Annotated in this window: 20 protein-coding genes; 7 read left to right on the plus strand and 13 right to left on the minus strand. The window is 64.3% G+C overall.

What is annotated here, in order from left to right:
- Both trmFO and ACN9MX_RS03590 read right to left on the minus strand, forming a co-directional pair.
- Positions 1-1344 (minus strand): methylenetetrahydrofolate--tRNA-(uracil(54)-C(5))-methyltransferase (FADH(2)-oxidizing) TrmFO, encoded by a 1344-nt coding sequence (trmFO, locus tag ACN9MX_RS03585; RefSeq protein ID WP_363825546.1) that lies wholly within the window; start codon positions 1342-1344, stop codon positions 1-3.
- A gap of 91 nt (positions 1345-1435) precedes the next feature.
- A complete protein-coding gene (locus tag ACN9MX_RS03590) occupies positions 1436-2755 on the minus strand; it encodes a dicarboxylate/amino acid:cation symporter (protein ID WP_363825549.1) in 1320 nt (439 codons plus the stop codon).
- Between the two features lie 185 nt (positions 2756-2940).
- On the opposite strand from ACN9MX_RS03590, the gene ACN9MX_RS03595 reads away from it, so the two are divergent.
- A complete protein-coding gene (locus ACN9MX_RS03595; RefSeq protein ID WP_414714613.1) occupies positions 2941-4317 on the plus strand; it encodes a M20/M25/M40 family metallo-hydrolase in 1377 nt (458 codons plus the stop codon).
- 154 nt (positions 4318-4471) lie between these two features.
- Here ACN9MX_RS03595 and leuA read toward each other — a convergent pair whose 3' ends face one another.
- From leuA to miaA, 7 genes are all read right to left on the minus strand, one after another.
- On the minus strand, positions 4472-6145 hold the full coding sequence (leuA, locus tag ACN9MX_RS03600) for a 2-isopropylmalate synthase (protein WP_363825550.1): 1674 nt from the start codon (positions 6143-6145) through the stop codon (positions 4472-4474).
- A 292-nt stretch (positions 6146-6437) separates the two neighbouring features.
- A complete protein-coding gene (locus tag ACN9MX_RS03605) occupies positions 6438-7061 on the minus strand; it encodes a YceI family protein (RefSeq protein WP_363734991.1) in 624 nt (207 codons plus the stop codon).
- 241 nt (positions 7062-7302) lie between these two features.
- Positions 7303-8322, minus strand: a complete 1020-nt coding sequence (ilvC, locus tag ACN9MX_RS03610; RefSeq protein WP_133651931.1) for a ketol-acid reductoisomerase — start codon at positions 8320-8322, stop codon at positions 7303-7305.
- Between the two features lie 251 nt (positions 8323-8573).
- Positions 8574-9089 (minus strand): acetolactate synthase small subunit, encoded by a 516-nt coding sequence (gene ilvN, locus ACN9MX_RS03615; protein ID WP_133651932.1) that lies wholly within the window; start codon positions 9087-9089, stop codon positions 8574-8576.
- Positions 9089-9433 carry a hypothetical protein gene (locus tag ACN9MX_RS03620; RefSeq protein WP_133651933.1) on the minus strand — a complete coding sequence of 115 codons (345 nt, stop codon included), beginning with the start codon at positions 9431-9433 and terminating at the stop codon, positions 9089-9091. The genes ilvN and ACN9MX_RS03620 overlap by 1 nt, the downstream gene beginning before the upstream one ends.
- Before the next feature lie 10 nt (positions 9434-9443).
- On the minus strand, positions 9444-11192 hold the full coding sequence (locus ACN9MX_RS03625) for an acetolactate synthase 3 large subunit (RefSeq protein WP_363734989.1): 1749 nt from the start codon (positions 11190-11192) through the stop codon (positions 9444-9446).
- Between the two features lie 100 nt (positions 11193-11292).
- Positions 11293-12237 (minus strand): tRNA (adenosine(37)-N6)-dimethylallyltransferase MiaA, encoded by a 945-nt coding sequence (miaA, locus tag ACN9MX_RS03630; RefSeq protein WP_363825553.1) that lies wholly within the window; start codon positions 12235-12237, stop codon positions 11293-11295.
- Between miaA and serB the strand changes: the two genes are divergently transcribed.
- Positions 12236-13114 carry a phosphoserine phosphatase SerB gene (gene serB / locus ACN9MX_RS03635; RefSeq protein WP_363754124.1) on the plus strand — a complete coding sequence of 293 codons (879 nt, stop codon included), beginning with the start codon at positions 12236-12238 and terminating at the stop codon, positions 13112-13114. The two genes, miaA and serB, sit on opposite strands and share 2 nt — an antisense overlap.
- Before the next feature lie 163 nt (positions 13115-13277).
- Here serB and ACN9MX_RS03640 read toward each other — a convergent pair whose 3' ends face one another.
- Positions 13278-14033 carry a glutaredoxin gene (locus ACN9MX_RS03640; RefSeq protein WP_363825556.1) on the minus strand — a complete coding sequence of 252 codons (756 nt, stop codon included), beginning with the start codon at positions 14031-14033 and terminating at the stop codon, positions 13278-13280.
- Between the two features lie 70 nt (positions 14034-14103).
- On the opposite strand from ACN9MX_RS03640, the gene ACN9MX_RS03645 reads away from it, so the two are divergent.
- Entirely contained in the window at positions 14104-14505 is a 402-nt protein-coding gene (locus tag ACN9MX_RS03645) for a MerR family transcriptional regulator (protein WP_363825559.1), read from the plus strand.
- A gap of 24 nt (positions 14506-14529) precedes the next feature.
- On the opposite strand, the gene ruvX is transcribed toward ACN9MX_RS03645, so the two are convergent.
- Both ruvX and ACN9MX_RS03655 read right to left on the minus strand, forming a co-directional pair.
- Positions 14530-15000, minus strand: coding sequence for a Holliday junction resolvase RuvX (ruvX, locus tag ACN9MX_RS03650; RefSeq protein WP_363734983.1), 471 nt, complete (start codon positions 14998-15000; stop codon positions 14530-14532).
- A 2-nt stretch (positions 15001-15002) separates the two neighbouring features.
- Positions 15003-16121 carry a DUF3089 domain-containing protein gene (locus tag ACN9MX_RS03655; protein ID WP_363825562.1) on the minus strand — a complete coding sequence of 373 codons (1119 nt, stop codon included), beginning with the start codon at positions 16119-16121 and terminating at the stop codon, positions 15003-15005.
- A gap of 106 nt (positions 16122-16227) precedes the next feature.
- On the opposite strand from ACN9MX_RS03655, the gene gatC reads away from it, so the two are divergent.
- From gatC to ACN9MX_RS03675, 4 genes are all read left to right on the plus strand, one after another.
- A complete protein-coding gene (gatC, locus tag ACN9MX_RS03660; RefSeq protein WP_133651941.1) occupies positions 16228-16515 on the plus strand; it encodes an Asp-tRNA(Asn)/Glu-tRNA(Gln) amidotransferase subunit GatC in 288 nt (95 codons plus the stop codon).
- A complete protein-coding gene (gene gatA, locus ACN9MX_RS03665) occupies positions 16515-18017 on the plus strand; it encodes an Asp-tRNA(Asn)/Glu-tRNA(Gln) amidotransferase subunit GatA (RefSeq protein WP_363825565.1) in 1503 nt (500 codons plus the stop codon). The genes gatC and gatA overlap by 1 nt, the downstream gene beginning before the upstream one ends.
- 97 nt (positions 18018-18114) lie before the next feature.
- The gene (gene gatB, locus ACN9MX_RS03670) at positions 18115-19617 is read left to right on the plus strand and encodes an Asp-tRNA(Asn)/Glu-tRNA(Gln) amidotransferase subunit GatB (protein WP_363825568.1); all 1503 of its coding nucleotides are present in this window, start codon (positions 18115-18117) and stop codon (positions 19615-19617) included.
- Between the two features lie 50 nt (positions 19618-19667).
- Positions 19668-20552: a hypothetical protein gene (locus ACN9MX_RS03675; RefSeq protein WP_363825570.1), complete on the plus strand. Its 885-nt coding sequence runs from the start codon at positions 19668-19670 to the stop codon at positions 20550-20552.
- Positions 20553-20701: 149 nt separating this feature from the next.
- Here ACN9MX_RS03675 and ACN9MX_RS03680 read toward each other — a convergent pair whose 3' ends face one another.
- Complete coding sequence (locus tag ACN9MX_RS03680; protein WP_363825573.1) at positions 20702-23911, minus strand: autotransporter outer membrane beta-barrel domain-containing protein; 3210 nt, start codon at positions 23909-23911, stop codon at positions 20702-20704.
- Positions 23912-23940 lie beyond the last annotated feature (29 nt).

Raw genomic sequence — 23940 nt, forward strand, 5'->3', positions numbered from 1 at the left:
TCAGGCCTGCTGAAGTTCGCCCAGCCAGCCGCCCAGCGCGGCGCGGGCGCGGGCGGTCATGGCTTCCTTGCGCTGCTTCTTCTTCACGTCTTCCAGCGGCGGGAAGAGGCCGAAATTGACGTTCATCGGCTGATAATCCGCCGTCTCGACATTGCCGGTCACATGACCGAGCAGCGCGCCCAGCGCGGTTTGCGGCGGCAATGGCGGGAGCGGCCGGCCCAATATCTCGGCCGCGGCGAATCGTCCCGCGAGCAGCCCGATCGCCGCGCTTTCGACATAGCCCTCGCAACCCGTGACCTGCCCCGCAAAGCGGATATGCGGCGCGCTTTTCAAGCGCAATGTGGCGTCGAGCAGCTTGGGACTCTGGATGAAGGTGTTGCGGTGAAGCCCGCCAAGACGGGCAAACTCCGCCTTTTCCAGGCCGGGGATGGTGCGGAACAGATCGATCTGCGCGCCATGCTTCAGCTTGGTCTGGAATCCGACCATGTTCCACAACGTGCCCGATGCATTGTCCTGCCGCAGTTGCACCACCGCATAGGGCCAGCGGCCGGTGCGCGGATCGTCAAGGCCCATCGGCTTCATCGGTCCGTGGCGCAATGTTTCCGGGCCACGCGACGCCATGACCTCGATTGGCATGCAGCCCTCGAAATAGGGCGTGTCCTTTTCCCATTCCTTGAAGTCGGTCTTCTCGCCGTCGAGCAGGCCCTGGACGAAGGCCTGATACTGCTCCTTGTTCATGGGGCAGTTGATATAGTCCTTCCCTTCGCCGCCGCCGGGGCCGATCTTGTCCCAGCGATTGGCCATCCAGCATTTGTCCATGTCGATGCTGTCGAAGTGCACGACCGGCGCGATCGCGTCGAAAAAGGCGAGATGGTCGATGCCCGCCGCCTGCCCGATGCTGGCGGCCAGGGCGGGGGCGGTGAGCGGCCCGGTGGCGACGATGGTCATGCCTTCGCTCGGCAGCGCGTCGACGCGCTCGCGCACGATCTCCACATTCGGATTATCCGCCAATGTGCGGGTGACGCCTTCGGAAAAGATATGGCGATCCACCGCCAGAGCCGACCCGGCGGGAACCTTGGCCGGTTCAGCCTGCGCCATGATGATCGAGCCCAGCCGCCGCATCTCCTGATGCAGCAGGCCCACGGCGTTCCTGTCCGCGTCGTCGGACCGGAAACTGTTGGAGCAGACCAGTTCGGCAAGGCCATCGGTCTGATGCGCGGGCGTCATGTCGCCCGATCCCCGCATTTCGGACAGGCGGACCTTCACGCCGGCCTGGGCCAGTTGCCACGCCGCCTCCGTCCCCGCAAGCCCGCCGCCGATGATGTGAACCTGATGTCCTGCCACTTTGCTTCTGTTCCGATCGATCTGTAGTCGAGGGGCGTTTAGGCGAAACGGTGCCAAAAGCGGAGCGCAAAATGACCGGCCTCGTCGGTACTCATGCCATGGAAGAGCCGAGCGCCTGAGCGGATGAAGCGTCGCTATAATAAGCGGCTTCGTCCAATATCCCCTCCCGCTTGGCGACGATCGTGGCGACCAGCACCTGTCCCGCGACATTGACGGCGGTGCGGCCCATGTCGAGGATCGGGTCGATGGCAAGCAGCAACCCCGCGCCCTCCAGCGGCAGGCCGAGCGTGGAAAGCGTCAGCGTCAGCATCACGATCGCGCCGGTCAGGCCAGCCGTCGCGGCCGATCCGACGACGGAGACGAAGACGATCAACGCATAATCCGCCGCATGAAGGGGAATGCCGTAGAAGCCCGCCACGAAGATCGCCGCCAGAGCCGGATAGATGGAGGCGCATCCGTCCATCTTGGTCGTCGATGCCAGCGGAATGGCGAAGGCGGCATAGACTTTCTCCACGCCCATGCGTTCCGTCACGGTTTCGGTGACCGGCAGCGTCCCGACCGAGGATCGCGAGACGAAGCCGAGCTGGATCGCGGGCCATGCCTTGGCGAAGAAGGGCAGGGGCCTGAGCCCGTTTGCCGCCAGCAGCAGCGGATATACGACCAGCAGCACCAGCGCGAGGCCCAGATAGACGGCCCCGGCAAAACCACCGAGCTGGGCAAGGGCGCTCCAGCCATAGGTGGCGATGGCGCTGCCGATCAGTGCGGCGGAACCGATCGGCGTCAGACGGATGATCCAGCCCAGGATCGCGCGGACCACGGCCAGCAGGGAACGGACAAAGGCCAGGAAGGGCTCCGCCTTCTCCCCGACCTTCAATGTGGCGAGGCCGATGGCGATGGAGAGGACCAGCAATTGGAGGATATTGAAGGAAAGGGCGGTGGATGCGCCCTCGTCGTTCAGTTTGGTGCTGGCCGAGAGAGCGAAACTGTTGCCGGGCACCAGCCCCTTGAGGAAATCGAGCCAGCCGCCGATGGAGTCGGGCTTGCCGATGGCGAGCGCCTGTCCGTGGAGTCCCGATCCCGGCTGGACGATCAAGCCGATGGCGAGGCCGATGACGACCGCGATCAGTGCCGTGATCGCGAACCAGAGCAGGGTCTGCCCCGCCAGCCGCGCTGCATTGTCGAGCGCGCGCAGATTGGCCACGGAGGCGACAATGGCGGCGAACACCAGCGGCGGCACCACGGCCTTCAGCAAGGAAATAAAGATCGACCCCGTGGTCTTGAGTGCTGCGGCCAGCCAGTTGAGGTCGCCATCCGGTCCAGCGCCCATGGCGCGCGCCATGAGGCCCAGCAACAGGCCGACGGCCATGCCAGCCATGACCTGGAATCCGAAACTGCGATAGTTGATGGCCATGGCCTTATTCCTTCGGGCGATCGGCGCGCGATATGGTGATCGACGCTGCCAAATGCGCGCAAACAATTCTTTATGGGGGTGAACGCGGATAAGGATGTCCTCTTTCCGCGACTGGACAGCAAACGGATTGGCCGCCGCGATCCACTATGCCACAGAATGAGCCCCGATCCAGCAGGAGATGCGATTTGAGGAAATGGTGGGCGGTTCTGACGGCTTTCACCGCGCCGGTCCTGTTCCTGCCGCCGGCTGCGCAGGCCGCCGGAGATCCGGCATTGGCCAAGGATATGCTGGTCAGGTCCATCGCTTTCCGCACGGTGGAGGGGGAGGGTCAGGTTCCCCGCCTCGCCGCTTATTATGCATCGGTGCTGCAGCGGGCGGGTTTTGTGGCAGGCGACGTGGAGATCACCCCGCTGGGCGAGACGGCCAGCCTTGCCGCGACCATCCGGGGCAGCGATCCTCAGCTCCGCCCCCTGCTGCTGATCGGCCATATGGATGTGGTGGCCGTCGATCCGGCGGACTGGGCGCGCGACCCCTTCGTGCCGGTCGAGGAGGATGGCTATATTTTCGGACGGGGCGCGGAGGACAATAAATATGACGTCGCCATGATGGTGGCGACGCTGGCTGGTTTGCGCAAGTCCGGGTGGCGGCCGCGCCGGACGGTCACCCTCCTTCTGTCTGGCGACGAGGAAAGCCATATGCGCACCAGCCGCGCACTGGCGGAGAAATATAAGCATGCCGAAATGCTGCTGAACGGCGACGGCGGCGGCGGGTTGCTGGACGAGGATGGACAGGCCGTGCTCTACCAGTTGCAGGCAGGTGAAAAGAGCTATGCGGATTTCGAGATCGCCTTCACCGATGCCGGCGGTCACAGCAGCGCGCCCACGCCCGGCAATCCGATCTATCGCCTGGCGCGGGCGATCGACCGGATCGCCGCCTATCGCTTCGCGCCGATGCGCAATGAACTCACCAGGGCATCATTGGCTCTTTCGGCGGACAGGATCGGCGGCGCGGTTGGCGCGGCGATGCGGCGTTATGCCGAGACAGGCGACCCGAAAGCGGCGGACCTGCTGTCCGATTATCCCGAATTTGTGGGGCAGGTGCGGACGACCTGCGTCGCCACCATGGCGCAGGCGGGCCATGCGCGAAACGCCCTGCCGCAAAGTGCGAAGGTCGATGTGAACTGCCGCATCTTTCCGGGCATCGCCGTCGAAGTCGCGAAGGCGGAACTGACGCAGGCCATAGATGATCCCGGCGCGACCATCACCACGCTGGACCACCCGCAGGCGAGCGACGCCTCACCCCTGCGGGAGGATGTGCTGAAGGCGGTGAAGGCAGCGGTGTCGGCCCGCTACCCTCACATTCCGGTCATCCCCTCCATGTCGGCGGGAGCGACGGACAGCCTCTATTTCCGGGCGCTCGGCGTGCCGAGCTATGGTGTATCCAGCCTGTTCCAGCGGGGCGAGGACGGCTTTGCCCATGGGCTGAACGAGCGCGTGCCGGTGGCGGGAATTCCGCAGGCGCTCGATCAGTGGGAGCGGATGGTGAAGGCCCTCGCCCAATAGCAGCCTTCCACCAGAGCGGGTTTCGATCTGATTGAATCAGATCGCCGCTCTGGCTTCCTTGTTTTCCGCGATTTCTTAACCAGCGATCGGTGCCGATCGCTTGGAAATCGCTCTAATCCATCCCTTCCGCTGGCCATGCGGATGGTGAGGCCCCTTAGCGCCCCACCGCAACGCTGTTGGCGGCTGAAAGCACGGCCTGGACCGAAGCCGTAGCCACGTCGGTATCCGTGCCGATGCCGAAGATCGTCCGGCCGTCCGGGGTGCGGCATTCGACATAGGCGGCCGCCGCGACATCCGTACCGGCGCCGATGGCATGCTCGCTATAGTCGGCGACCTCCAGATCGACGCCCAATTCGTCCCGCAGCGCCGCCAGCACGGAGGAGATCAGGCCATTGCCGCGCCCGGAAATCGATCGCTCGCCTCCCTTGTGCGCGATCTTGCCGGTGAAGATGCGGTCGCCCGCATGGCCGGTCTCATTATAGTCGATCAACCTGTAGGGCTGCTCGCCCGACAGGCGGTAATGATCCTCGAACGCGGCCCAGATGTCGCCGGCATTCAATTCGCGGCTGCTTTCGTCTGCCAGCGACTGAACCACCTTGGAAAAATCGGCCTGCATCCGCTTGGGCAGCTTCAGCCCCTTGTCCTGTTGCAGCACCCATGCGACGCCGCCCTTGCCCGACTGCGAATTGACGCGGATCACCGCCTCGTAATCGCGGCCCAGATCCTTGGGGTCGATCGGCAGATAGGGCACGTCCCAGATCTGGTCGTTGCGCGCTTCCTGCGCGGCGAAACCCTTTTTGATCGCGTCCTGATGACTGCCGGAAAAGGCGGTGAACACCAGTTCGCCGGCATAGGGATGGCGCGGGTGGACGGGCAGCTGGTTGCAATATTCGACGGTCTGGATCACCTCGTCGATATCGGAAAAGTCCAGCCCCGGATTGATGCCCTGCGTGTACATGTTGAGCGCCACGGTCACCAGGTCGCAATTTCCGGTACGTTCGCCATTGCCGAACAGGCAACCCTCGACGCGGTCGGCCCCCGCCATCAGCCCCAGTTCCGCCGCCGCCACGCCGGTGCCCCGGTCATTATGGGTGTGCAGCGAAATGACGACGCTATCGCGCTTGCTGATATGGCGGCAGATCCACTCGATCTGGTCGGCGTAGATATTAGGCGTCGCCGCCTCGACCGTGGCGGGCAGGTTCAGGATCAGCGGGCGATCGGGCGTCGGCCGCAGGATTTCCATCACGGCCTCGCAACATTCCAGGCTGAAATCCAGTTCGGCCGTGGAGAAGGTTTCGGGCGAATATTCAAAATGCCAGTCGGTATCGGGCTGCCTGGCCGCATTGTCGCGCAGCAGCTTGGCCGCATTGATCGCGATTTCCCGGATCTGCGGACGGTCCATCTGGAACACGATGTTGCGCCAGGCCGGGGATACGGCGTTGTAGACGTGGACGATGGCCTTCTTCGCGCCGCGCAGGGATTCGAAGGTGGTAGCGATCAGGTCTTCGCGCGCCTGCGTGAGCACCTGGGGGAAGACGTCATCGGGGATCGCGCCCTCGCGGACCAGGCCCGATATGAAGTCGAACTCTGTCGCGCCTGCGCTGGGGAAGCCGACCTCGATCTCCTTGACGCCCACTTTGACCAGCAGGTCGAAGAAGCGGCGCTTCTTTTCGGCGTTCATGGGATCGATCAGTGACTGGTTGCCGTCGCGCATGTCGGTCGACAGCCAGCGCGGGGGCGAGGTGATGACAGCGCCCGGCCACTGACGGTTGGGCAGGTCCACCTGGGCGAAGGGGCGGTATTTCAGCGAGGGATCAGTCAGCATCATGACGAAAATGGCTTCTCTGCATACGGGCGACCGCAGCCTGCCCGGTGGTACGACTATCTGCTTGATTATGCCCTTAGGCGGATTGCCGCGTCATTCAAGCGAAGAGCAGCACAAATACCACGCCTAAGGGCGTGTAAGTCGTAGCAGGGGAAGAAGCGCGCGCTGCATGATGGACACGCCATAGCCTGAATCGGCCGGCGAGCGCAAGGGGCAGGCGCTTGCCCCGTCCGTCGGCGGGAGGGGGCAAGCGTACTATGTTTATTGCTGGCCAGTGTTTATTTCTGGCCAACGCTTATTTTTGAAAAGCGGCGACGATCTTCAGTTCCACCGCATCGCCGACCATCGGCACGCCATAGCCCATGCCGAAATCACTGCGCTTGATCGCGGTGGTGGCGATGAAGCCGACATTCTCCTTGCCGCCCATCTGCGCCGGCCCCTTGCCCGCGCCGTAGAATTCGGTGTCCAGCGTCACCGGCTTGGTGATGCCCTTGATGGTCAGGTTGCCGCTGATCTCCGCCGAGGTGCCCTGCACCTTTACCCCGGTCGACACGAAGGTCGCCTTGGCGAATTTTTCGGAATCGAAGAAGTCGGGCTTCATCAGATGCGCGTCGAGTTCAGCGATGCCGGTCTTGAGGTTCGCCACCGGAACTTCGACCGAAACCTTGGCCGCTGCGGGATTTTTGGGATCGAGCGTCAGCGTGCCGCTCGGTCCGGCAATGACGCCCAGATTGTTGGTGAAGCCCATATGGTCATAGGCGAAGAGGATCTGGGTGTGGCCCGGGTCGATCGTATAGGTGCCGCCGGTCACGCGGGTGGCATCCTTCGCGCCGGGGGCGGGCGGCATCTGCTGGGCGATGACGGCGCTGCCGCCGGCCACGGCGAGAAGGGCGGCGGCGGGGATCAGATATTTACGCATGAAGGACAATCTCCAGAAGCGATCAAGGGACGCCGCTACGATAAGCGACGTCCCTCGATTGTTCCAGAGCCGTAACCGGAAACAAAGGGTTACCGGATCGTCTACCTGCCATCCCGCTGTCGGAATGGCGGACGGGGCTTGGAGCGCGCTGCGTCAAATCTGACGCAGGCCGCGCGCTCCAGCTTTCTGTTGCAGCATCGTTTCAAGCGCAAAATCGGTTGCCACTTTTGCGCACGATGCCTTAGTTCTTGTCCTTGTCCACCAGCTTGTTGGCGCTGATCCAGGGCATCATGGCGCGCAGCTTGGCGCCGGTTTCCTCGATCGGATGGCGCTGCGCGATGACGCGGCTCATCTTGAGTTCGGGCTGGCCGGCGCGGTTGTCGAGCACGAAGTCCTTGACGAAGCGGCCCGACTGGATGTCGGCCAGGACGCGCTTCATTTCCTTCTTCGTTTCCTCGGTGATGATGCGCGGGCCGGTCTTGATGTCGCCATATTCGGCAGTGTTCGAGATCGAGTAGCGCATGGTGGCGATCCCGCCCTCATACATCAGGTCGACGATCAGCTTCAGTTCGTGGAGGCATTCGAAATAGGCCATTTCGGGAGAATAGCCCGCTTCGACCAGCGTTTCGAAACCGGCCTGGACCAGCGCGGTGGTGCCGCCGCAAAGCACGGCCTGCTCGCCGAACAGGTCGGTTTCGCATTCCTCGCGGAAGTTGGTTTCGATGATGCCGGAACGGCCGCCGCCAACGCCCGAGGCATAGGAAAGGGCGATGTCATGGGCATTGCCGGTCGCGTCCTGATGAACGGCGATCAGGCAGGGCACGCCGCCGCCGCGCAGATATTCGCCGCGGACGGTGTGGCCCGGGCCCTTGGGCGCGATCATGATGACGTCCACGTCCTTGCGCGGCTCGATCAGGCCGAAATGGACATTGAGGCCGTGCGCGAAGGCCAGGGCCGCGCCAGGACGCAGATTGGCGTGGATGTCCGCGGCATAGACGGCGGCCTGATGCTCGTCGGGCGCCAGGATCATGAGTATGTCGGCCCAGGCAGCCGCTTCGGCGTTGGGCAGCACCTTGAAGCCCGCGCCTTCCGCCTTCGTCGCGCTGGGCGAACCGGGGCGCAGCGCGATGGCGATTTCGGCAACGCCGGAATCGCGCAGGTTCTGCGCATGGGCGTGGCCCTGGCTGCCATAACCCAGGATGGCGACCTTCTTGCCCTTGACCAGGCCGATATCGGCATCGCGATCGTAATAAACCTTCATTTGACGTTCCTTTTCATATCCTAACCCTCTCCCTGGAGGGAGAGGATACGAAGACTTGGACCCCATGGCCCCAGTCGGAGTTGGTGAGGGGGAACCACCGGGCGGGGATGTGCTGATCTCACCCTCACCCTCCCATGCTTCGCATGGGCCCCTCCCTCTCCCGGCGGGAGAGGGGCTAATCTATTTGGAGCGCGCCGCGCTCCAGTTGTCTGTTGTCGCATCCCTGGGCGCAAAAAACCGCGCACGATGCTTTAGTTTGGCTCCTTGCCACGGATCAGGCCGACGACGCCCGTGCGGCCAACCTCGACCAGCCCGATCTGCCGCATCAGGCCGATGAAATTGTCGATCTTGTCGGTCGTGCCGGTGATCTCGAAGATGAAGCTCTCTATGGTGGTGTCGACCACCTTGGCACGGAAGACATCGGCCAGGCGAAGCGCCTCGATCCGGTCCTCTCCCACGCCGGCGACCTTGACCAGCGCCAGTTCGCGCTCGACGAAGGGGCCGTTGTCGGTGAGGTCGGTCACCTTGTGCACCGGCACCAGCCGTTCGAGCTGGGCAATGATCTGGTCAATCACCTTGGGCGGGCCGCTGGTGACGATGGTGATGCGGCTGATCGCATGATCGGGGGTGATGTCCGCCACGGTCAGGCTGTCGATATTATAGCCACGCGCGGTGAACAGGCCCGCGATGCGCGCCAATATGCCCGCCTCGTTCGAAACCGTCAGCGACAGGACATGCCGCTCGCTAATCTCTTCCTGAATGTGCATCAGATGTTTCCGTTATCCGGTTCTTCGCGCTCATGGCGCTCTGAAATCATGCCCGTGAAGGCGTAGTGCCATGCGCCGTCGTCGCGATGGGCCATCCTTACCGGGAAGCCCGCGATCGCGTCGAACATCCGCGCCAGATGCTCGCCCACATAGCGGGGGCTGACCAGCAGGCGGCCGATATGGCGCTCATGAAAATCGAAACCCGCGTCCAGATGGACTTCCCAATCCTCATTTTCCGGATCGGCATGGTCCACCGTCCAGCCCGTGAGGTCCGGCGTGCCCGCGATCCTTTCGAAATCGAAGGGTTCGCTGACATGGATGCGGAGCTTCAGATGCTGCGTCACGCCGCCATACTCACACCAGCGCCTTCGCCTCGTCCGACATGATGCCCTCGACCTGGCTGGGGTCGAGCAGCATGTCGGTATGTGCCGCGCCCGACGGGATCATCGGGAAGCAGTTGCTGAGCTTCGCCACGCGGCAGTCCACGATCACCGGGCCGGGCGTGTCGATCATCTGGGCAATGCCCGCCGCCAGTTCCTGCGGCCCCTCGATGCGGATGCCGGTCCAGCCATAGGCCTCGGCCAGCTTCACGAAGTCGGGCAGGCTGTCGGAATAGCTGTTGGAATAGCGGCTTTCATAGGTCAGTTCCTGCCACTGGCGAACCATGCCCATATATTCATTGTTGAGGATGAATATCTTGACCGGCAGGCGATACTGGCTGGCCGTCCCCATCTCCTGGATGTTCATCTGGATGGAGGCATCGCCGGCAACACAGACGACCAGACTGTCCGGGTTGCCCACCTGCGCGCCGATGGCGGCCGGGAAGCCGTAGCCCATGGTGCCCAGGCCGCCGGATGTCAGCCACTTGTTCGGCGCGTCGAAACCGAAATGCTGGGCCGCCCACATCTGGTGCTGGCCGACTTCGGTGGTGATGATGACATCCTTCGCCGACCGCGAAGCCTTGTAGAGCTGGGCGATCGCCTCCTGCGGCATGATCTCTTCCCGGCTTTCCGGATAGGCGAGGCTGTTGCGGGCGCGCCAGCCGTCGATCCGCGCCCACCATTCGCCCAGATCGGCCGCCTTGTGCCCGCGTTCCTTCCAGAGGGCGATCATGTCCGCCAGGGCACTGCCGACGTCCGCGATGACGGGAAGGTCGACCTCGACGGTCTTGTTGATGGAACTGCGGTCGATATCGATATGAATCTTCTTGGAATGCGGCGCGAACGCGTCCAGCCGCCCGGTCACGCGGTCGTCGAAACGGGCGCCGACGCAAAGGATCAGGTCCGCCTTGTTCATCGCCCAATTGGCTTCATAGGTGCCGTGCATGCCCAGCATTCCCAGCCATTGCGGGGACGAAGCGGGGAAGGCGCCCAGGCCCATCAGCGTCGAGGTGACGGGCGCGCCGGTCAGCGCCGCGATCTCGCGCAGCAGGGTCGATGCTTCGGGACCGGAATTGACGACGCCGCCCCCGGTGTAGAAGATCGGACGCTCGGCAGCCGCCAGCATCTCCACCGCGCTCGCGATCGCGACCGGGTCCGCCTTGGTCTGCGGGCGATAGCTGGCATGTTCGAAACTCTCCGGCTTCCGGTATGGCGCGGTCGCGATCTGGACATTCTTCGGAATGTCGATGACGACCGGGCCGGGCCGGCCGGTAGTGGCGATATGGAACGCCTCATGGACGACGCTCGCCAGCTTGCCGGGCGATTTCACCAGATAATTGTGCTTGGTGCAGTGGCGGGTGATGCCGACCGTATCCGCTTCCTGGAAAGCGTCCGTGCCGATGAGCTGCGTGGGAACCTGGCCGGTGATGACGACCATCGGGATCGAATCCATCAGCGCATCGGTGATGCCGGTGACCGCATTGGTCGCGCCGGGGCCGGAGGTGACGAGGACAACGCCGGGCTTGCCGGTGGAGCGGGCATAACCCTCCGCCATGTGGGTTGCGCCCTGTTCGTGGCGAACGAGAACGTGGCGGATCTTCGGATGATTGTAGAGTGCGTCATAGATGGGCAGCACCGCGCCGCCCGGATAACCGAACACGACTTCGACCCCCAGGTCGATCAGGCACTCAACCAATATGTCCGCGCCGCTCTTTTCGGCCACGATAGATCCTTCCGTCGGATAAATGTTGCGCCCTCTGCTCCAGAAGCGGAGCGATGGCAAGGCGGCTGCGTCTATTGGACATAAAATGGCTAGTCAATAGTTATTGTTGTAATTTTATTACTAATTCATCCATTAAATGATTATCAATGATCGCGGCGATGCGGGGCCAATCGGCGGGAGGCTGGCGGGAAAACCAGGTATATTGCCGCTTCGCATATTGTCGCGTCGCGATCCGGCCGCGCTCGACCATGGTTTCGCGGTCGATTTCCCCCGCCAGCCAGGCCGCGATCTCCGGGACGCCGATGGCCCGCATGACGGGAAGCTCGGCCGAGAGCTTGCGCGCCAGCAGCGCCTCCACCTCCCCGACGGCGCCATGGTCCACCATCTGCCCGAACCGCAGGTCGCAGCGGTCGATCAGCCAGTCGCGCGGGGGCAGCAGGACCATGGGCGCCAGGGCGATGTCCCTGCCTATGCCGCCGCTCTTGTGCCGTTGCCATTCTGACAGGGGCTTGCCGGTCGATCGCACCACCTCCAGCGCGCGGCCGACGCGAGTGGTGTCTGCGGCGGCGAGGCGGGCGGCCGCCTCGGGATCCTCCCTTGCCAGCGCGGCATGCGCCTCGGCGACCGGCATAGCGCGCACGGCAGCGCGTATGGCAGGATCGATGTCCGGCACCGGGGCGATACCGTCCAGCAGGGTGCGCAGATAAAGGCCGGTGCCGCCCACCAATATGGGCAGGCGCCCCGCCGCATGCGCCTTGCCGATCTCGTCGCGCGCCTCAGCCGCCCAGCGCGCGGCGGTGCAGGCTTCCGCGCCGTCGATATGGCCGAACAGCCGATGTGGAACGCCCGCCATTTCCTCCTCGTCCGGCCGGGCCGAAAGGATCCGAAGGTCGGCATAGACCTGGCTCGCGTCCGCATTGATGACGATGCCGTTCGCCATCCGGGCCAGCCGAACCGCGAGCGCACTCTTGCCGCTGGCGGTTGGCCCGGCAATAAGCGCGACGCGCGGGCGGGATTCGCCCATCCTTGAGTCAGGAGTTTCCATGTTCGTTGCGACCTTAGTGGCAAGTGGTGCCTTGAGTCAGGAGGATATTGCCGAGGCGGCCGGCCGGCTCGCCACGGTGGGTTGCGCGCCTGTCGATAGCAAGTGGCTGGACGAGGGCAAGGCGGCCGACATCTTCTTCGGCCTTGATCCGATTGCCGCGCGCGCTGCGCTCACCGGGGTTGGCGAGCGGGCGGACGTGATCGTCCAGCCCGCCGAGGGGCGTGAGAAGAAGCTGCTGATCGCGGACATGGACTCCACCATGATCACCGTCGAATGCATTGACGAACTGGCCGACTATGCCGGGATCAAGGCGCAGATCGCGGAGATTACGGAGCGGGCAATGCGCGGCGAACTCGACTTTGCCGGCGCGCTGCATGAGCGGGTCGCCCTGCTCAAGGGACTGGCGGACGCGGCCATCGACCAATGCCGGACCGAGCGGGTGAAGATCATGCCGGGCGCAAAAGCGCTGGTGCGCACGATGAAGCAGAGGGGGGCGAGGACGCTGCTCGTATCGGGCGGGTTCACGCGCTTCACTGGCCCGGTGGCGGAGGAGATTGGCTTCGACGACGCCGTCGCCAATGTGCTGGAGATCGCCAACGGCGCCCTGCTGGGCACGGTGACGCTTCCGATCGTGGACGCTGCGCGCAAACGGATGGAGCTGGAGGCGGCGATCAACGACGGGATCGATCGGCCGCTGACACTCGCCGTGGGCGACGGCGCCAATGATATACCGATGATCCAGGGGGCCGGGCTGGGCGTCGCCTATCATGCCAAGCCCAGGACGCGGGAAGCGGCGGCGGCCGAAATCGTGCATGGCGACCTCTCCGTGCTGCTCTATGCGCAGGGCATCGCTTCGGCCGAGTGGGTAGAGGCCTGATCGCCTCGATATCCTGGAGCGAAGGCAGAAGCAGGGCCTCATCAGAAGTCCTCTGATCCGCCACCGCACGGTTGAGCGCCGCTCCAGATTCCTTGTTTTCCGCGATTTCCTGACCAGCGATCGGTTCCGATCGCTTGGAAATCGCTCTATTTTTCGTTTTTGCTCAATGCGCGGCCAGCATCCACAGCGCCATGGCTACCATCATGACATTTTCCGTCAGGGACACGAAGCCCAGCGGCACATTGCTGCTGCCGCCGACGCAGGCGCATTTGAGTTCGCGCTTTTCGAGATAGACCGCCTTGAACACCGAAACCGCGCCGATCCCGCCGATGAACAGCGCCACGGGGATCGACAGCCAGTCGAGCGCTCGCGCCAGCATCAGCGTGCCTGCGCCCAGTTCAAGGAACGGATAGACATATCCATAGGGGACAAGGCGGCGGGCAAGCAGGTCGTAGTTCAGGAACATCGTCGCAAAGCGATCCACATCCTGCAATTTCAGCATGGCGAGCAGCATCATGGCGATCGCGATGAAGCGTTCCGCCGTCATGATGCCGAGCAGGGGCAGGGCGGTCAGCCAGTTGGTCACGAGCGCGAGCAAGCCCGCCACCGCGAAGACGACGAGGACGGGCGTATAGCTTTTCGCCTGCGGGTCGGCGACCTTCAGGCCGAAAAAACGGCGAAGGTCGTCATGGCCGCCGATCCTTTGCCCGTCGATGAAGATCTGCGGCGTCGTCGCGACATTGTGCGCGGCCTTGAAGGCGTCGGTTTCGGCACGGCTGGTCAGCCAGTGATCATCGACAGCATAGCCTTTTCGCTTCAGCAGCCAGCGGGCCTTGAGGCCGAAGGGGCAGATGTGGTCGGGCATCACCATGCGATAAAGCTCTGCTTTGCGCGGAGCTTCGGCGGCGGCTGTGGTCATCGCATCGCTTTCTCTGGAGAGTTTCGCTTCGCATCCCATATGGGGTCCGTACCATGGTCCGGAGTCAAGCATGGTGATGACGATTTCCGGTCTGGCGCGCGCGGGCGGCGTGGGCGTCGAGACCATACGCTTTTATCAGCGTCGCGGCCTGCTGGACACGCCCGACCGGCCGGAGGGCGGCGGCCTTGCCGGTGGCGTGCGACGCTATGGCGAGGACGATGTGCGGCGTTTGAAGTTCATCCGCGCGGCACAGGCGGCCGGCTTCACCCTGGATCAGATCGGTGAGTTGCTGCGGCTGGACGCCGGTCAGGATCGCGCACGGGCGCGTGAACTGGCGGCGGAGCGGCTGGCGGCGCTGGACAGGAAGATCGCGGAACTGGAAGCGGCAAGGGACAGTCTGCGGCGACTGGCCGGTGCCTGCCATGCCTCCCAGGAGGGGCCTTGCCCGATCATCTCCGCCTTCGAAGAGTAGGGCTTCGAGGAGTAGGGCAGGGCGTCAGAACCCGGACATCAGCCCGTCGATCGCGCCCTGCAAAATATAGCTCGCGGCGAGCTTGTCCACCAATTCCTCCCGCCGCGCACGGCTGGCATCCGCCTCCAGCAGCGTCCGCGTCACCGCCTGCGTCGACCAGCGCTCGTCCCACAGCAGGATCGGCAGGCCCATGTCCGCGATGTTTCGGGCAAAGGCGCGGCTGGCCTGGCTGCGCGGGGATTCGCTGCCGTCCAGGTTGAGCGGCAGGCCGATCACGACGCCCCTCACCAACTGCTGCTCCATGAAAGCCGCCAGCGCGATCTTGTCCTTGGTGAACTTGCCGCGGCTGACCGTATGGGCCGGGCTGGCGATGGACCATTCCGCATCGCAGAGCGCAAGGCCGATCGTCTTGGTGCCGACATCCAGCCCGATCAGGCGGCCGCCATGGGGCAGGGCTTCGCGGAAAACCGCGCGGTCGGCAGTGACAATGGACATGTTTACTTCTTCAGAAAGGCGGCCAGCCGCTGTTTCGCATCCTCGCGCACATCGGCCCAAAACAGCGCATAGTCATAGACGTGATAATTATTGCCCGGCAAGGTGAACGGACCCATGTCCACCGGTTCCCCGATCATCAGCACGCCACTGGTGTCGCAGCGCGCCGGGACGACGCCGGCGACCAGCCGGGTGGGCTTGCCGGCGTCCCGCGCATCCAGCGTGCCGCGATTGGCGCTGGCGGGGGCCGCGCCATTGAAGGCGCCGGTGATCGGATTGGTGCAGAGCATATGCGTGCCCTTGTGCGGCCGGCCGGTGAAGCTGGGCTTGCGCTCGAAACTCTCGATCGCGGCCGATGGATCGGCCGGTTCGGCATAGCTTTGCCAACTCACGATGCAATGCGACTGCCGCCGCCGCGCGCATGCGGGAAGGCCAAGCGCCGGCAGGTCGGCCTCGACCGAAATCGGCCAGCCCACGGCATAGACGGCGGCGATGCGGTCAGCGACCGGCTTTCCCGCCACCTGCTCGCGCAGCAGCCTCAGCAGATGGAACGAACCCTGGCTATGCGCGGCGAGGATCAGCGGCCCCTGCGGATTGGCCTTGAGAAAGGCGGCGAAGGCCTGGGCGACGTCGCGATAGGCCGCGGCGAGCGACTGGTCGCCCGCGGGCTTGTCGGTCAGGAAGGCGCCATAATTGGCCTGGCGGTAGCGCGGCGCCCAGATGGCGCCCACCGCGTTGAAGGCGCTCGCTTGATTCTGCACGAAGCGCCGCGCCGTCGCGAGCGAATCCTGGTCGTCCAGGTGCATGTTCCAATGCGCGTCGCCCAGCGTCGTGATGTAGGATGTCGGGTGGATGAAGAAGACCGCAGCCTTGTCGCTGGCGGGCGCGTCCTTCACCCCCTCCGGCAGCCAGGCGGCGGGATTGTCCTTCCTGATGTCCGGCCGCGCGATCCACATGCCGGCATCGTCATAGGCGTTGGCCGGCAAGGGCTGAATCTGCGCAAAGGCCTCCCGCGGGACCATGACCGCCCGGATCATCTGCATGCCCCAGATGCGATAGGCCAGCAATGCCGCGATGACCAGCACGATCAGGCCGGCTACGACATAGAGAAATTTGCGGGCCAATCGGCGCTCTCCATCGGGATGCTGTGCAGATGCTTTCCTGTCTGGCGCAAGCGCAACATGCGCGCAAGGACTTGAAGCATGAAGGTGCCGATGGTAGCGGCGGCGCATGTCGATAGACCTTCAGACCGTAAAGAAGATCGCCAGCCTTTCGCGCATTTCGGTGACGGATGCCGAAGCCGAGGCGATGGTGCCCGAACTCAACAACATCCTTGGCTGGGTGGAGCAACTGGGCGAGGTGGACGTGACCGGCGTGGAGCCGATGACCGCCGTCATTCCCAACACGCTGCGCCTGCGCGAGGATGTCGTCACCGACGGCAATGTCCGCGACCGGGTGCTGGCCAATGCGCCGCAGGCCGAACATGGCTTCTTCGCGGTGCCGAAGGTGATCGAATAATGTCAAATCCTACAGACAAAAGCGCGCTGACTGATCTGACGGTGGCGGAAATCCGCGACGGCTTCCGTGGCGGTGACTTTTCCGCGCGCGAAGTGGCAGAGGCGTTCAACGCCAATGTCGCCGCCGCCAAGGCGCTGAATGCCTTCATCGTCGAGACCCCGGAAAAGGCCCTGGAGGCCGCCGACGCCGCCGACAGGGCGAAGGCTGCGGGCGAGGCTTTGAAGCCGCTTTCGGGCGTGCCGATCGGCATGAAGGACCTCTTCTGCACAGAGGGCGTGCAGACGACCGCTGCCAGCCACATGCTGGAAGGCTTCACGCCGACCTATGAATCCACCGTATCGAAGAAGCTGTGGGACGCGGGCGCGGGCATGCTGGGCAAGCTCAATCTCGACCAGTTCGCCATGGGTTCGTCGAACGAGACAAGCTATTACGGCAATGTGATCTCGCCCTGGCGGCGCGGCGGCGGCGACAATGCCGCGCTGGCGCCGGGCGGTTCCTCGGGCGGCTCCTCCGCCGCGATCTCTGCGCGGCTCTGCCCTGCGGCGACCGGGACCGACACGGGCGGCTCGATCCGCCAGCCGGCGGCCTTCACGGGCATTTCGGGCATCAAGCCGACCTACGGTCGCTGCTCGCGCTGGGGCATCGTGGCCTTCGCCTCCTCGCTCGACCAGGCTGGGCCGATGGCGCGGACGGTGCGCGACAATGCGATCCTGCTGGAGACGATGGCGGGCTTCGATCCCAAGGATTCGACCTCGCTCGATCTGGCTGTGCCGCAGTGGGAAGCGGGACTTTCCAGCGATCTGCGCGGCAAGAAGGTCGGCATCCCCAAGGAATATCGGCCTGACGGTCTGAACGCGGAAATCTCCGCCATGTGGGATCGCGGCATCGAATGGCTGAAGGACGCGGGCGCCGAGGTGGTGGAGGTGTCGCTGCCGCATACCAAATATGCGCTGCCGACCTATTATATCATCGCGCCCGCCGAGGCTTCTTCGAACCTCGCCCGCTATGACGGCGTGCGCTATGGCCAGCGCGACCTGCCCGATGGGGCGGGCCTGCAGGACATGTATGCTGCGACGCGTGCCTTGGGCTTTGGGCCGGAGGTCAAGCGCCGCATCATGATCGGCACCTATGTGCTGTCGGCGGGCTTCTACGACGCCTATTATACGCAGGCGCAGAAGGTCCGGGCGCTGATCGCGCGCGATTTCGAACAGGCTTTCGAAAGGTGCGACCTGCTGCTGACGCCCACCGCGCCGAGCGCGTCCTTCGCGCTGGGCGAGAAGCAGGCTGATCCGCTCGCCATGTATCTGAACGACGTCTTCACCGTGCCTGCGTCGCTGGCGGGTCTGCCTGCCATGGCGGTGCCGGGCGGGCTGGACGCGCAAGGGCTGCCCTTGGGCTTGCAGGTTATTGGCAAGGCGCTGGACGAGCAGACCGTGCTGAACGCTGGCCTCGCCATCGAGGAACGCGCAGGCTTCACGGCGCGGCCGGAGAAGTGGTGGTAACGAAACCGTGCTCCTGCGAAAGCAGGAGCCCAGGGCCTCCTGGGCTCTGCACTCACCCTGGGTTCCTGTTTTCGCAGGAACACTTGAGGACAAGAAAATGACTGAGACGATATTTCGCGTTCAGGGCGCTACGGGTTTGTGGGAGGTCGTGATTGGCCTTGAGGTCCATGCGCAGATTACAAGCAACGCCAAACTCTTTTCCGGCGCGGCGACTGCTTTCGGCGCGGAACCGAACACTCAGGTTAGCCTTGTCGACGCGGCCATGCCCGGCATGCTGCCCGTGCCGAACCGCGAGTGCATCCGTCAGGCGGTGCGCACCGGCATGGCGATCAGGGCGCAGATCAACAAATGGTCCCGCTTCGATCGCAAGAATTATTTCTACGCCGACCTGCCGCAGGGCTACCAGATCAGCCAGCTCTACCACCCGCTGGTGGGCGAGGGTGAGATCGAGATCACGCTGGACGAGAAGAACCCCGACAGCAGCACCAAGACCATCGGCATCGAGCGCATCCATGTCGAGCAGGACGCCGGCAAGCTGATGCATGACCAGCATCCGACGCGCTCCTATGTCGACCTCAACCGTTCCGGCGTGGCGCTGATGGAGATCGTGTCGAAGCCCGACATGCGGTCTCCCGCAGAGGCAGGCGCTTATCTGTCGAAGCTCAGGACGATCCTGCGCTATGTCGGGTCGTGCGACGGCAATATGGACCAGGGGTCGATGCGCGCCGACGTCAATGTGTCCGTCCGCAAGCCGGGCGAACCCTTTGGCACCCGCACCGAGACGAAGAACGTCAATTCCGTCCGTTTCGTCATGGCTGTCGTCGAACATGAGGCCAGCCGTCAGGTCGACGTGCTGGAGGCCGGCGGCAAGGTGGTGCAGGAAACCCGCCTCTACGATCCGGACCGGAATGAGACGCGCTCCATGCGGTCGAAGGAAGACGCGCATGACTATCGCTATTTCCCCGATCCGGACCTGTTGCCGCTGGAACTGGACGACGCCTTTCTGGAGGAATGCCGCCAGTCGCTGCCGGAACTGCCCGACGCCAAGCGTCAGCGCTATGAGCAGGCGCTGGGCCTGTCCGCCTATAATGCCGCCACGCTGACCGCCGACGCCGACACCGCGCGCTGGTTCGAGGCGCTGCTGGCAGAGGGCGCGCGCATCCAGAAGAAGAGCGAGGGCGAGGTCGCCAAGGCTTCGGCCAACTGGCTGCTGTCGGAACTTTACGGTGCGCTCAACCGCCTGGGCAAGACGCTGGAGGAAAGTCCCGTCAACCCGGAAGAGGGCGCGGAACTGCTGGCCCTCATCGCCGACGGCACGATCAGCGGCACCATTGCCAAGCAGGTGTTCGAGATCATGCTCGAAACCGGCGAGAGCGCGCCGAAGATCGTCGAGGAAAAGGGCCTGAAGCAGACGAGCGACACCGGCGCGATCGAAGCGGCGGTGGCCAGGGTTCTTGCCGATAATGGCGACAAGGTCGAACAATATAAGGCGGGCAAGGAGGCGCTGTTCGGCTTCTTTGTCGGCCAGACGATGAAGGCCATGCAGGGCAAGGCCAATCCGCAGGTCGTCAATGAACTCGTCAGGAAGGCATTGGGCTGATCTGTTTCTAGGGCCGGCATGGGGATGCCGGCCTTCAATGGGGGGTGGATATGAACAGGGGGATTTTCGTCGCGGGGCTGTGCCTCGCGGCATGCGTCGCGACCGTCGCGGCGCGGGCGGAAACGCTCAACAATGACAGCGTCGTCGCGCTGGTTTCGGCGGGCCTGGGGGATGAAGCCGTGATCGCGAAGATCAAGGCTTCGCCGGCCCAGTACAGGCTCTCCACCGATGACCTGATCGCGCTCAAGAAGAGCGGCGTTTCCGGCCCCGTTATCGCCGCGATGATCGAGGCGGGATCGCAGGGCATCACCTCCGCCAAGGCGGCGATGTCGGCGGACTCGCCCGATCCGCTCGTGCCGCATCCCTCCGGCATCTACATGCTGGTCGACGCCGCCGAGCCTGCCCGCATGGCCCGGATCGATCCTACCATTTCCAACCAGAGCAAGACCGGCGGCATCCTGGGCTATGCCTTCACCGGCGGCATCGCCTCCCTCAGCATCAAGGCGGTCATTCCAAATGTCAGCGCCCGCATCGTCTCGGGCAAGGCGCGGCCCATCTTCTACTTCTATTTCGATGAGGCCAATCGCAGCCTGTCGCAGGCAGGGGCGCCGTCTCTCTGGCTGGCAGGGCCGGCGACGGCGATCACCTCGCCCAATGAATTCAGCCTGATCCAGTTCGATGTGAAGAAGGACCGTCGCGAAACCCGCGTCGGCAGCATGAATCTGGGCGGCGCCAAATCGGGCGTGATGGACAAGGACCGCATCGCCTTCGATTATGAGCAGGTGGCGCCCGGCGTCTTCAAGGTCATGCCGAGGGTGGATCTGGGCACGGGCGAATATGGCTTTCTCTATTCCGTCAGTGCCGGCTCCGGGCCCGGCATGTGGGGCGGGGGCACGGGCGGCGCGCGAATCTTCGATTTCGCGATCCGGCCCTGAAGGCGGGACAATAAAAGGGGCGCTGCCGGGGGAAGGCAGCGCCCCTTCCTTTAGGGCCATGACACCGTTGGGAAGACGGCTTAGGTCATGGCGGATCGGCGGGCCCGGAGGGTCTGTGGGGTGTGGCCCGCCAATTCACTGCTAGGACGTCACAGGATGAAGTTAACCGTCGCCCGCAGGGACAGGGCGACGTGATTTTGTTGTTGTTCCGCTCCGAATTCGCCGCCGACGCGGAAACTCTCGGTGCCGCCGATCAGGCGCGCGCGCCCGGTCCAGCCGCTGGTGCGCTTGTCCGCGATCAGGGTGAAGTCCTCGCCGCCGACATAATGCGCGGTCGTGTCGCCCAGCGATCCGCCGATGATCTGCCGACGCCCGCCCTCCAGCTCGAACCGCATCCAGCCGTCCTCGCGGTTGCGGCTGCCGAAGTCGTAGCCGACGGTGACATTGCCGCTGGCGGTCAGCTCGTCGCTGGTGCGGCTGTCGACGATCAGGTCGAACGCGTCGCCGCCGCCCGTTTCGCTATAGCCGCCTTCTTTCAGCCTGTAATAGTCGATGCCGGCCGCCGGCCGCAGGGTGAAGCGATTGAAGCGCATTTCATAGGACCCGCCCAACGTCGCCGAATAGAGCTTGCCCGACCAGTCGCCGTTCGCCGTGCGGACGAGGTCGCCGGATGCAAAGTGGCGACCGCCGCGAAAGTCGATATGGGCGGCCGAAACACGGGCATAGGTCTGGAACGGCCCGAAATCGCCGCGCCAGTGTGCCGCCAGTTCGAACTGATCCGAATCGACCACATTGTCGTTGCTGCCGGACGAATCGCTGCCGTGAATATAGGCGATGGATGCGCCCAGCGCGCCGATCCCCGTCAGATATTCCGCGCCAAGGCTCGCACCCCATCCATTGATGTCATAGGACGCCGTGTCGCCCACGCTCTTGGAGCTGCCGAACGCGACCTGTTGCAGCCAGAAACCCAGATTGCCGTCAGCCGTGCGATAGATGCCGCCCGGATCGGCCAGGATGCGGGCGGTGGCGCGCGAACCGGCGGTCACCGCCTCGAACGTGCCGCCGGCATGGTCGGGCAGCATCTGCTGCAGATTGGCCTTCAGCGTGTCGCCGTCGGTAATGGCAAGATAGTTGCTGGCAAAGGCGCTGTCTTTGTCCAGCGCGTTGAAGATCGCGTCATAGGCGCGCGCCTGTGATCCGGTCAGGCCCAGATCGGACACGGTCTTGGCGGCGATCGACAGGGTCACTTCCCCCGTGGCCGCATTGCTGGTGATGCCGCCCTTGAACATATAGGGGATCAGCGTCGTGCTGGAGAGGGCAGGCGTGCCGTTCAGCGATCCGGCGCGGACGATGACATAATTGCCTTCGGACCCGGCAACGCGGGTCAGGGTCGCCTTCACCTGCGATCCGCTGGCGAAGGTTGCGGCTCCGGCGACATTGTAGAGCGTATTGGTGCCATTGGCCGTGTCGACCGTCACGCCGATGACGGATGATGCGCCGACGGCTAGCGAGGCAAGCGCGACGGGACCATTGTTGCTGGCGTTGAGCATGCCGCCGTTCACGACGACTGCGGTATTGCCGGCATTGCTGATGGCGCCATTCAGGGCCGCGGTGCCGGAGAGGGTCAGCGTCGATGGACCCCCGCCGAAATCCACGCCGCCGTTGATCTGCGAACTTCCGGAGAGCGCCAGGCTGGAACCATTTCCGCCCATGGCCACATTGCCCGCCAGGGTGGAGGAACCGGACAGCGCCAGGCTGTTGCTGCCCCCGCCCAGGTCGACATTGCCCGCGATGCTGCCTGCCGACACGGTCATGACATCATTGCCCGACCCCAGCCGCACGTCCCCGGTGATCTTCGGCGCCGTCGCGGTCGCCGAGGCAAGCGACTGCGTCAGGGTAACGCCGCTGCTGTTGGCGGTCATATCGATGGCGACGTTCGATCCGCTCTTGCCCCCCGTTGCCGAAATCGCACCGCTGTTGGACAGGGAGGATACCGTGCCCGACGCATCGAGGATGGCGATGGCCGCGCCGTCCGTGCTGCTGATCGCGCTGGCGGAGATGGTGCCGCTGTTGACGATGGCGCGGCTCGTCGCGCCTGCATCGATCACCAGCGCGCGGGCGGAGGTGCCGGCAAGTTTCGAACCCGACGCGCCCACCGTGCCGCCGATCTGGATGGTATCCGCCATGGTGCCGCTGCCCAGGCGAATGGCCGTGGCATTGCTGTCATAGGATACCGCGCCGACCGATCCCGACACCAGCAATCCCTTGGTCAGCGTGACATTGCCGCCCAGCCCGCCAATGACCAGGCCGTTGGCGTTCACGCCATCATAGACGCCTTGTCCGATGATCGTTCCCTTGACGATCAGGCCATAGCCGGAACTGTCGGCTGCCACCGCGCCGATGGTCGTGGCCGCCGTGGCCGAGCCGATCTGCACCGCAGCGGCCGAGCCATAGGTGATGATATTGGCGGACCCTTCGGTAGCGTCGGGCAGGCCGTCATTGTCGACGTCCGGTTTCGTGCTGTCGAGCGTGGGCGGGATGTCGAAGATGACGCCGCCGGTCACATTGCCGGCGATCGTCACCGCCGATCCACCCTGAAGCAGATCGTCGGGGTCCAGTTTGGAAATGTCACTGGGCCGCGTCGTGTAGCGGTAGCCGGTGCTGGTGATCGTGCCCTGGATCTTGACCGCTCCGTTCACGTCCCCCTGCAGGGCCACGCCAATGCTGTTGGCGCCCGTGACCGTGGTCGTTCCGCGGATCGTGACATTGCCCGTGACCGCATTGGCCAGCACGCCATAACCATTGTCGCCCAGCACGCTGGTGGAGCCGCTGGTCGACAGATTGCCGGTCAGCGGCGCATCGATGCGGATCCCGGCCGACTGGTTGCCCTCCACCGTGATGGTTCCGCTGCTGTCGATATTGCCGATATGCGCCGCGCCGGACTGGACCCAGATGCCGTAGCGGTTCGAACCCTTGGCGAAGGGGCCGTCCAGATCGCCGTCATTGTCGGTGTCGGTGGCCGTATAATCCTCGTCCAGGGTGATCGTGCCGCTGTTGCCGATGTTGCCGCTCACGCCCGCGATCGAAAGAATGCCGGTCGCGCCGTCCGCGTTCGAAATCTTCAGCGTACCTGCATTGCTGACATTGTTGTTGCTGTCCTGGGTGATGGCGGTGCCGCTGGTCAGGGTGACCGATCCTGCGGAACTGACCGTCACGTCATCGGGGGCGCCGTTGGCGGCGGTGGCTGTCCTGACCGCCGTCGTGGTGGAGGAACCTATGGTGGTTTCCGCCGCCGCATCGGCCACTGCAAGAGCGGCCAGAACGGAAGCGATGGCCGTACAGGCCAGTAGATTGCGCATGATGTCTCCTCTGCGTGCCGCGCCTCTTG

Source organism: Sphingobium sp. R-21 (assembly GCF_049913335.1).
Taxonomy (GTDB): Bacteria; Pseudomonadota; Alphaproteobacteria; order Sphingomonadales; family Sphingomonadaceae; genus Sphingobium.

Bases quoted from the DNA above. Each gene is read 5' to 3' on its own strand.
- ACN9MX_RS03590 (WP_363825549.1), bottom strand. From the start codon at position 2,755: ATGGCCATCAACTATCGCAGTTTCGGATTCCAGGTCATGGCTGGCATG.
- gatC (WP_133651941.1), top strand. From the start codon at position 16,228: ATGTCGATAGACCTTCAGACCGTAAAGAAGATCGCCAGCCTTTCGCGC.
- ruvX (WP_363734983.1), bottom strand. From the start codon at position 15,000: ATGTCCATTGTCACTGCCGACCGCGCGGTTTTCCGCGAAGCCCTGCCC.
- ilvC (WP_133651931.1), bottom strand. From the start codon at position 8,322: ATGAAGGTTTATTACGATCGCGATGCCGATATCGGCCTGGTCAAGGGC.
- leuA (WP_363825550.1), bottom strand. From the start codon at position 6,145: ATGATGCTGACTGATCCCTCGCTGAAATACCGCCCCTTCGCCCAGGTG.
- ACN9MX_RS03640 (WP_363825556.1), bottom strand. From the start codon at position 14,033: ATGACCACAGCCGCCGCCGAAGCTCCGCGCAAAGCAGAGCTTTATCGC.
- ACN9MX_RS03675 (WP_363825570.1), top strand. From the start codon at position 19,668: ATGAACAGGGGGATTTTCGTCGCGGGGCTGTGCCTCGCGGCATGCGTC.
- ilvN (WP_133651932.1), bottom strand. From the start codon at position 9,089: ATGCACATTCAGGAAGAGATTAGCGAGCGGCATGTCCTGTCGCTGACG.
- gatB (WP_363825568.1), top strand. From the start codon at position 18,115: ATGACTGAGACGATATTTCGCGTTCAGGGCGCTACGGGTTTGTGGGAG.
- ACN9MX_RS03605 (WP_363734991.1), bottom strand. From the start codon at position 7,061: ATGCGTAAATATCTGATCCCCGCCGCCGCCCTTCTCGCCGTGGCCGGC.
- gatA (WP_363825565.1), top strand. From the start codon at position 16,515: ATGTCAAATCCTACAGACAAAAGCGCGCTGACTGATCTGACGGTGGCG.
- ACN9MX_RS03680 (WP_363825573.1), bottom strand. From the start codon at position 23,911: ATGCGCAATCTACTGGCCTGTACGGCCATCGCTTCCGTTCTGGCCGCT.
- serB (WP_363754124.1), top strand. From the start codon at position 12,236: ATGTTCGTTGCGACCTTAGTGGCAAGTGGTGCCTTGAGTCAGGAGGAT.
- ACN9MX_RS03645 (WP_363825559.1), top strand. From the start codon at position 14,104: ATGGTGATGACGATTTCCGGTCTGGCGCGCGCGGGCGGCGTGGGCGTC.
- miaA (WP_363825553.1), bottom strand. From the start codon at position 12,237: ATGGAAACTCCTGACTCAAGGATGGGCGAATCCCGCCCGCGCGTCGCG.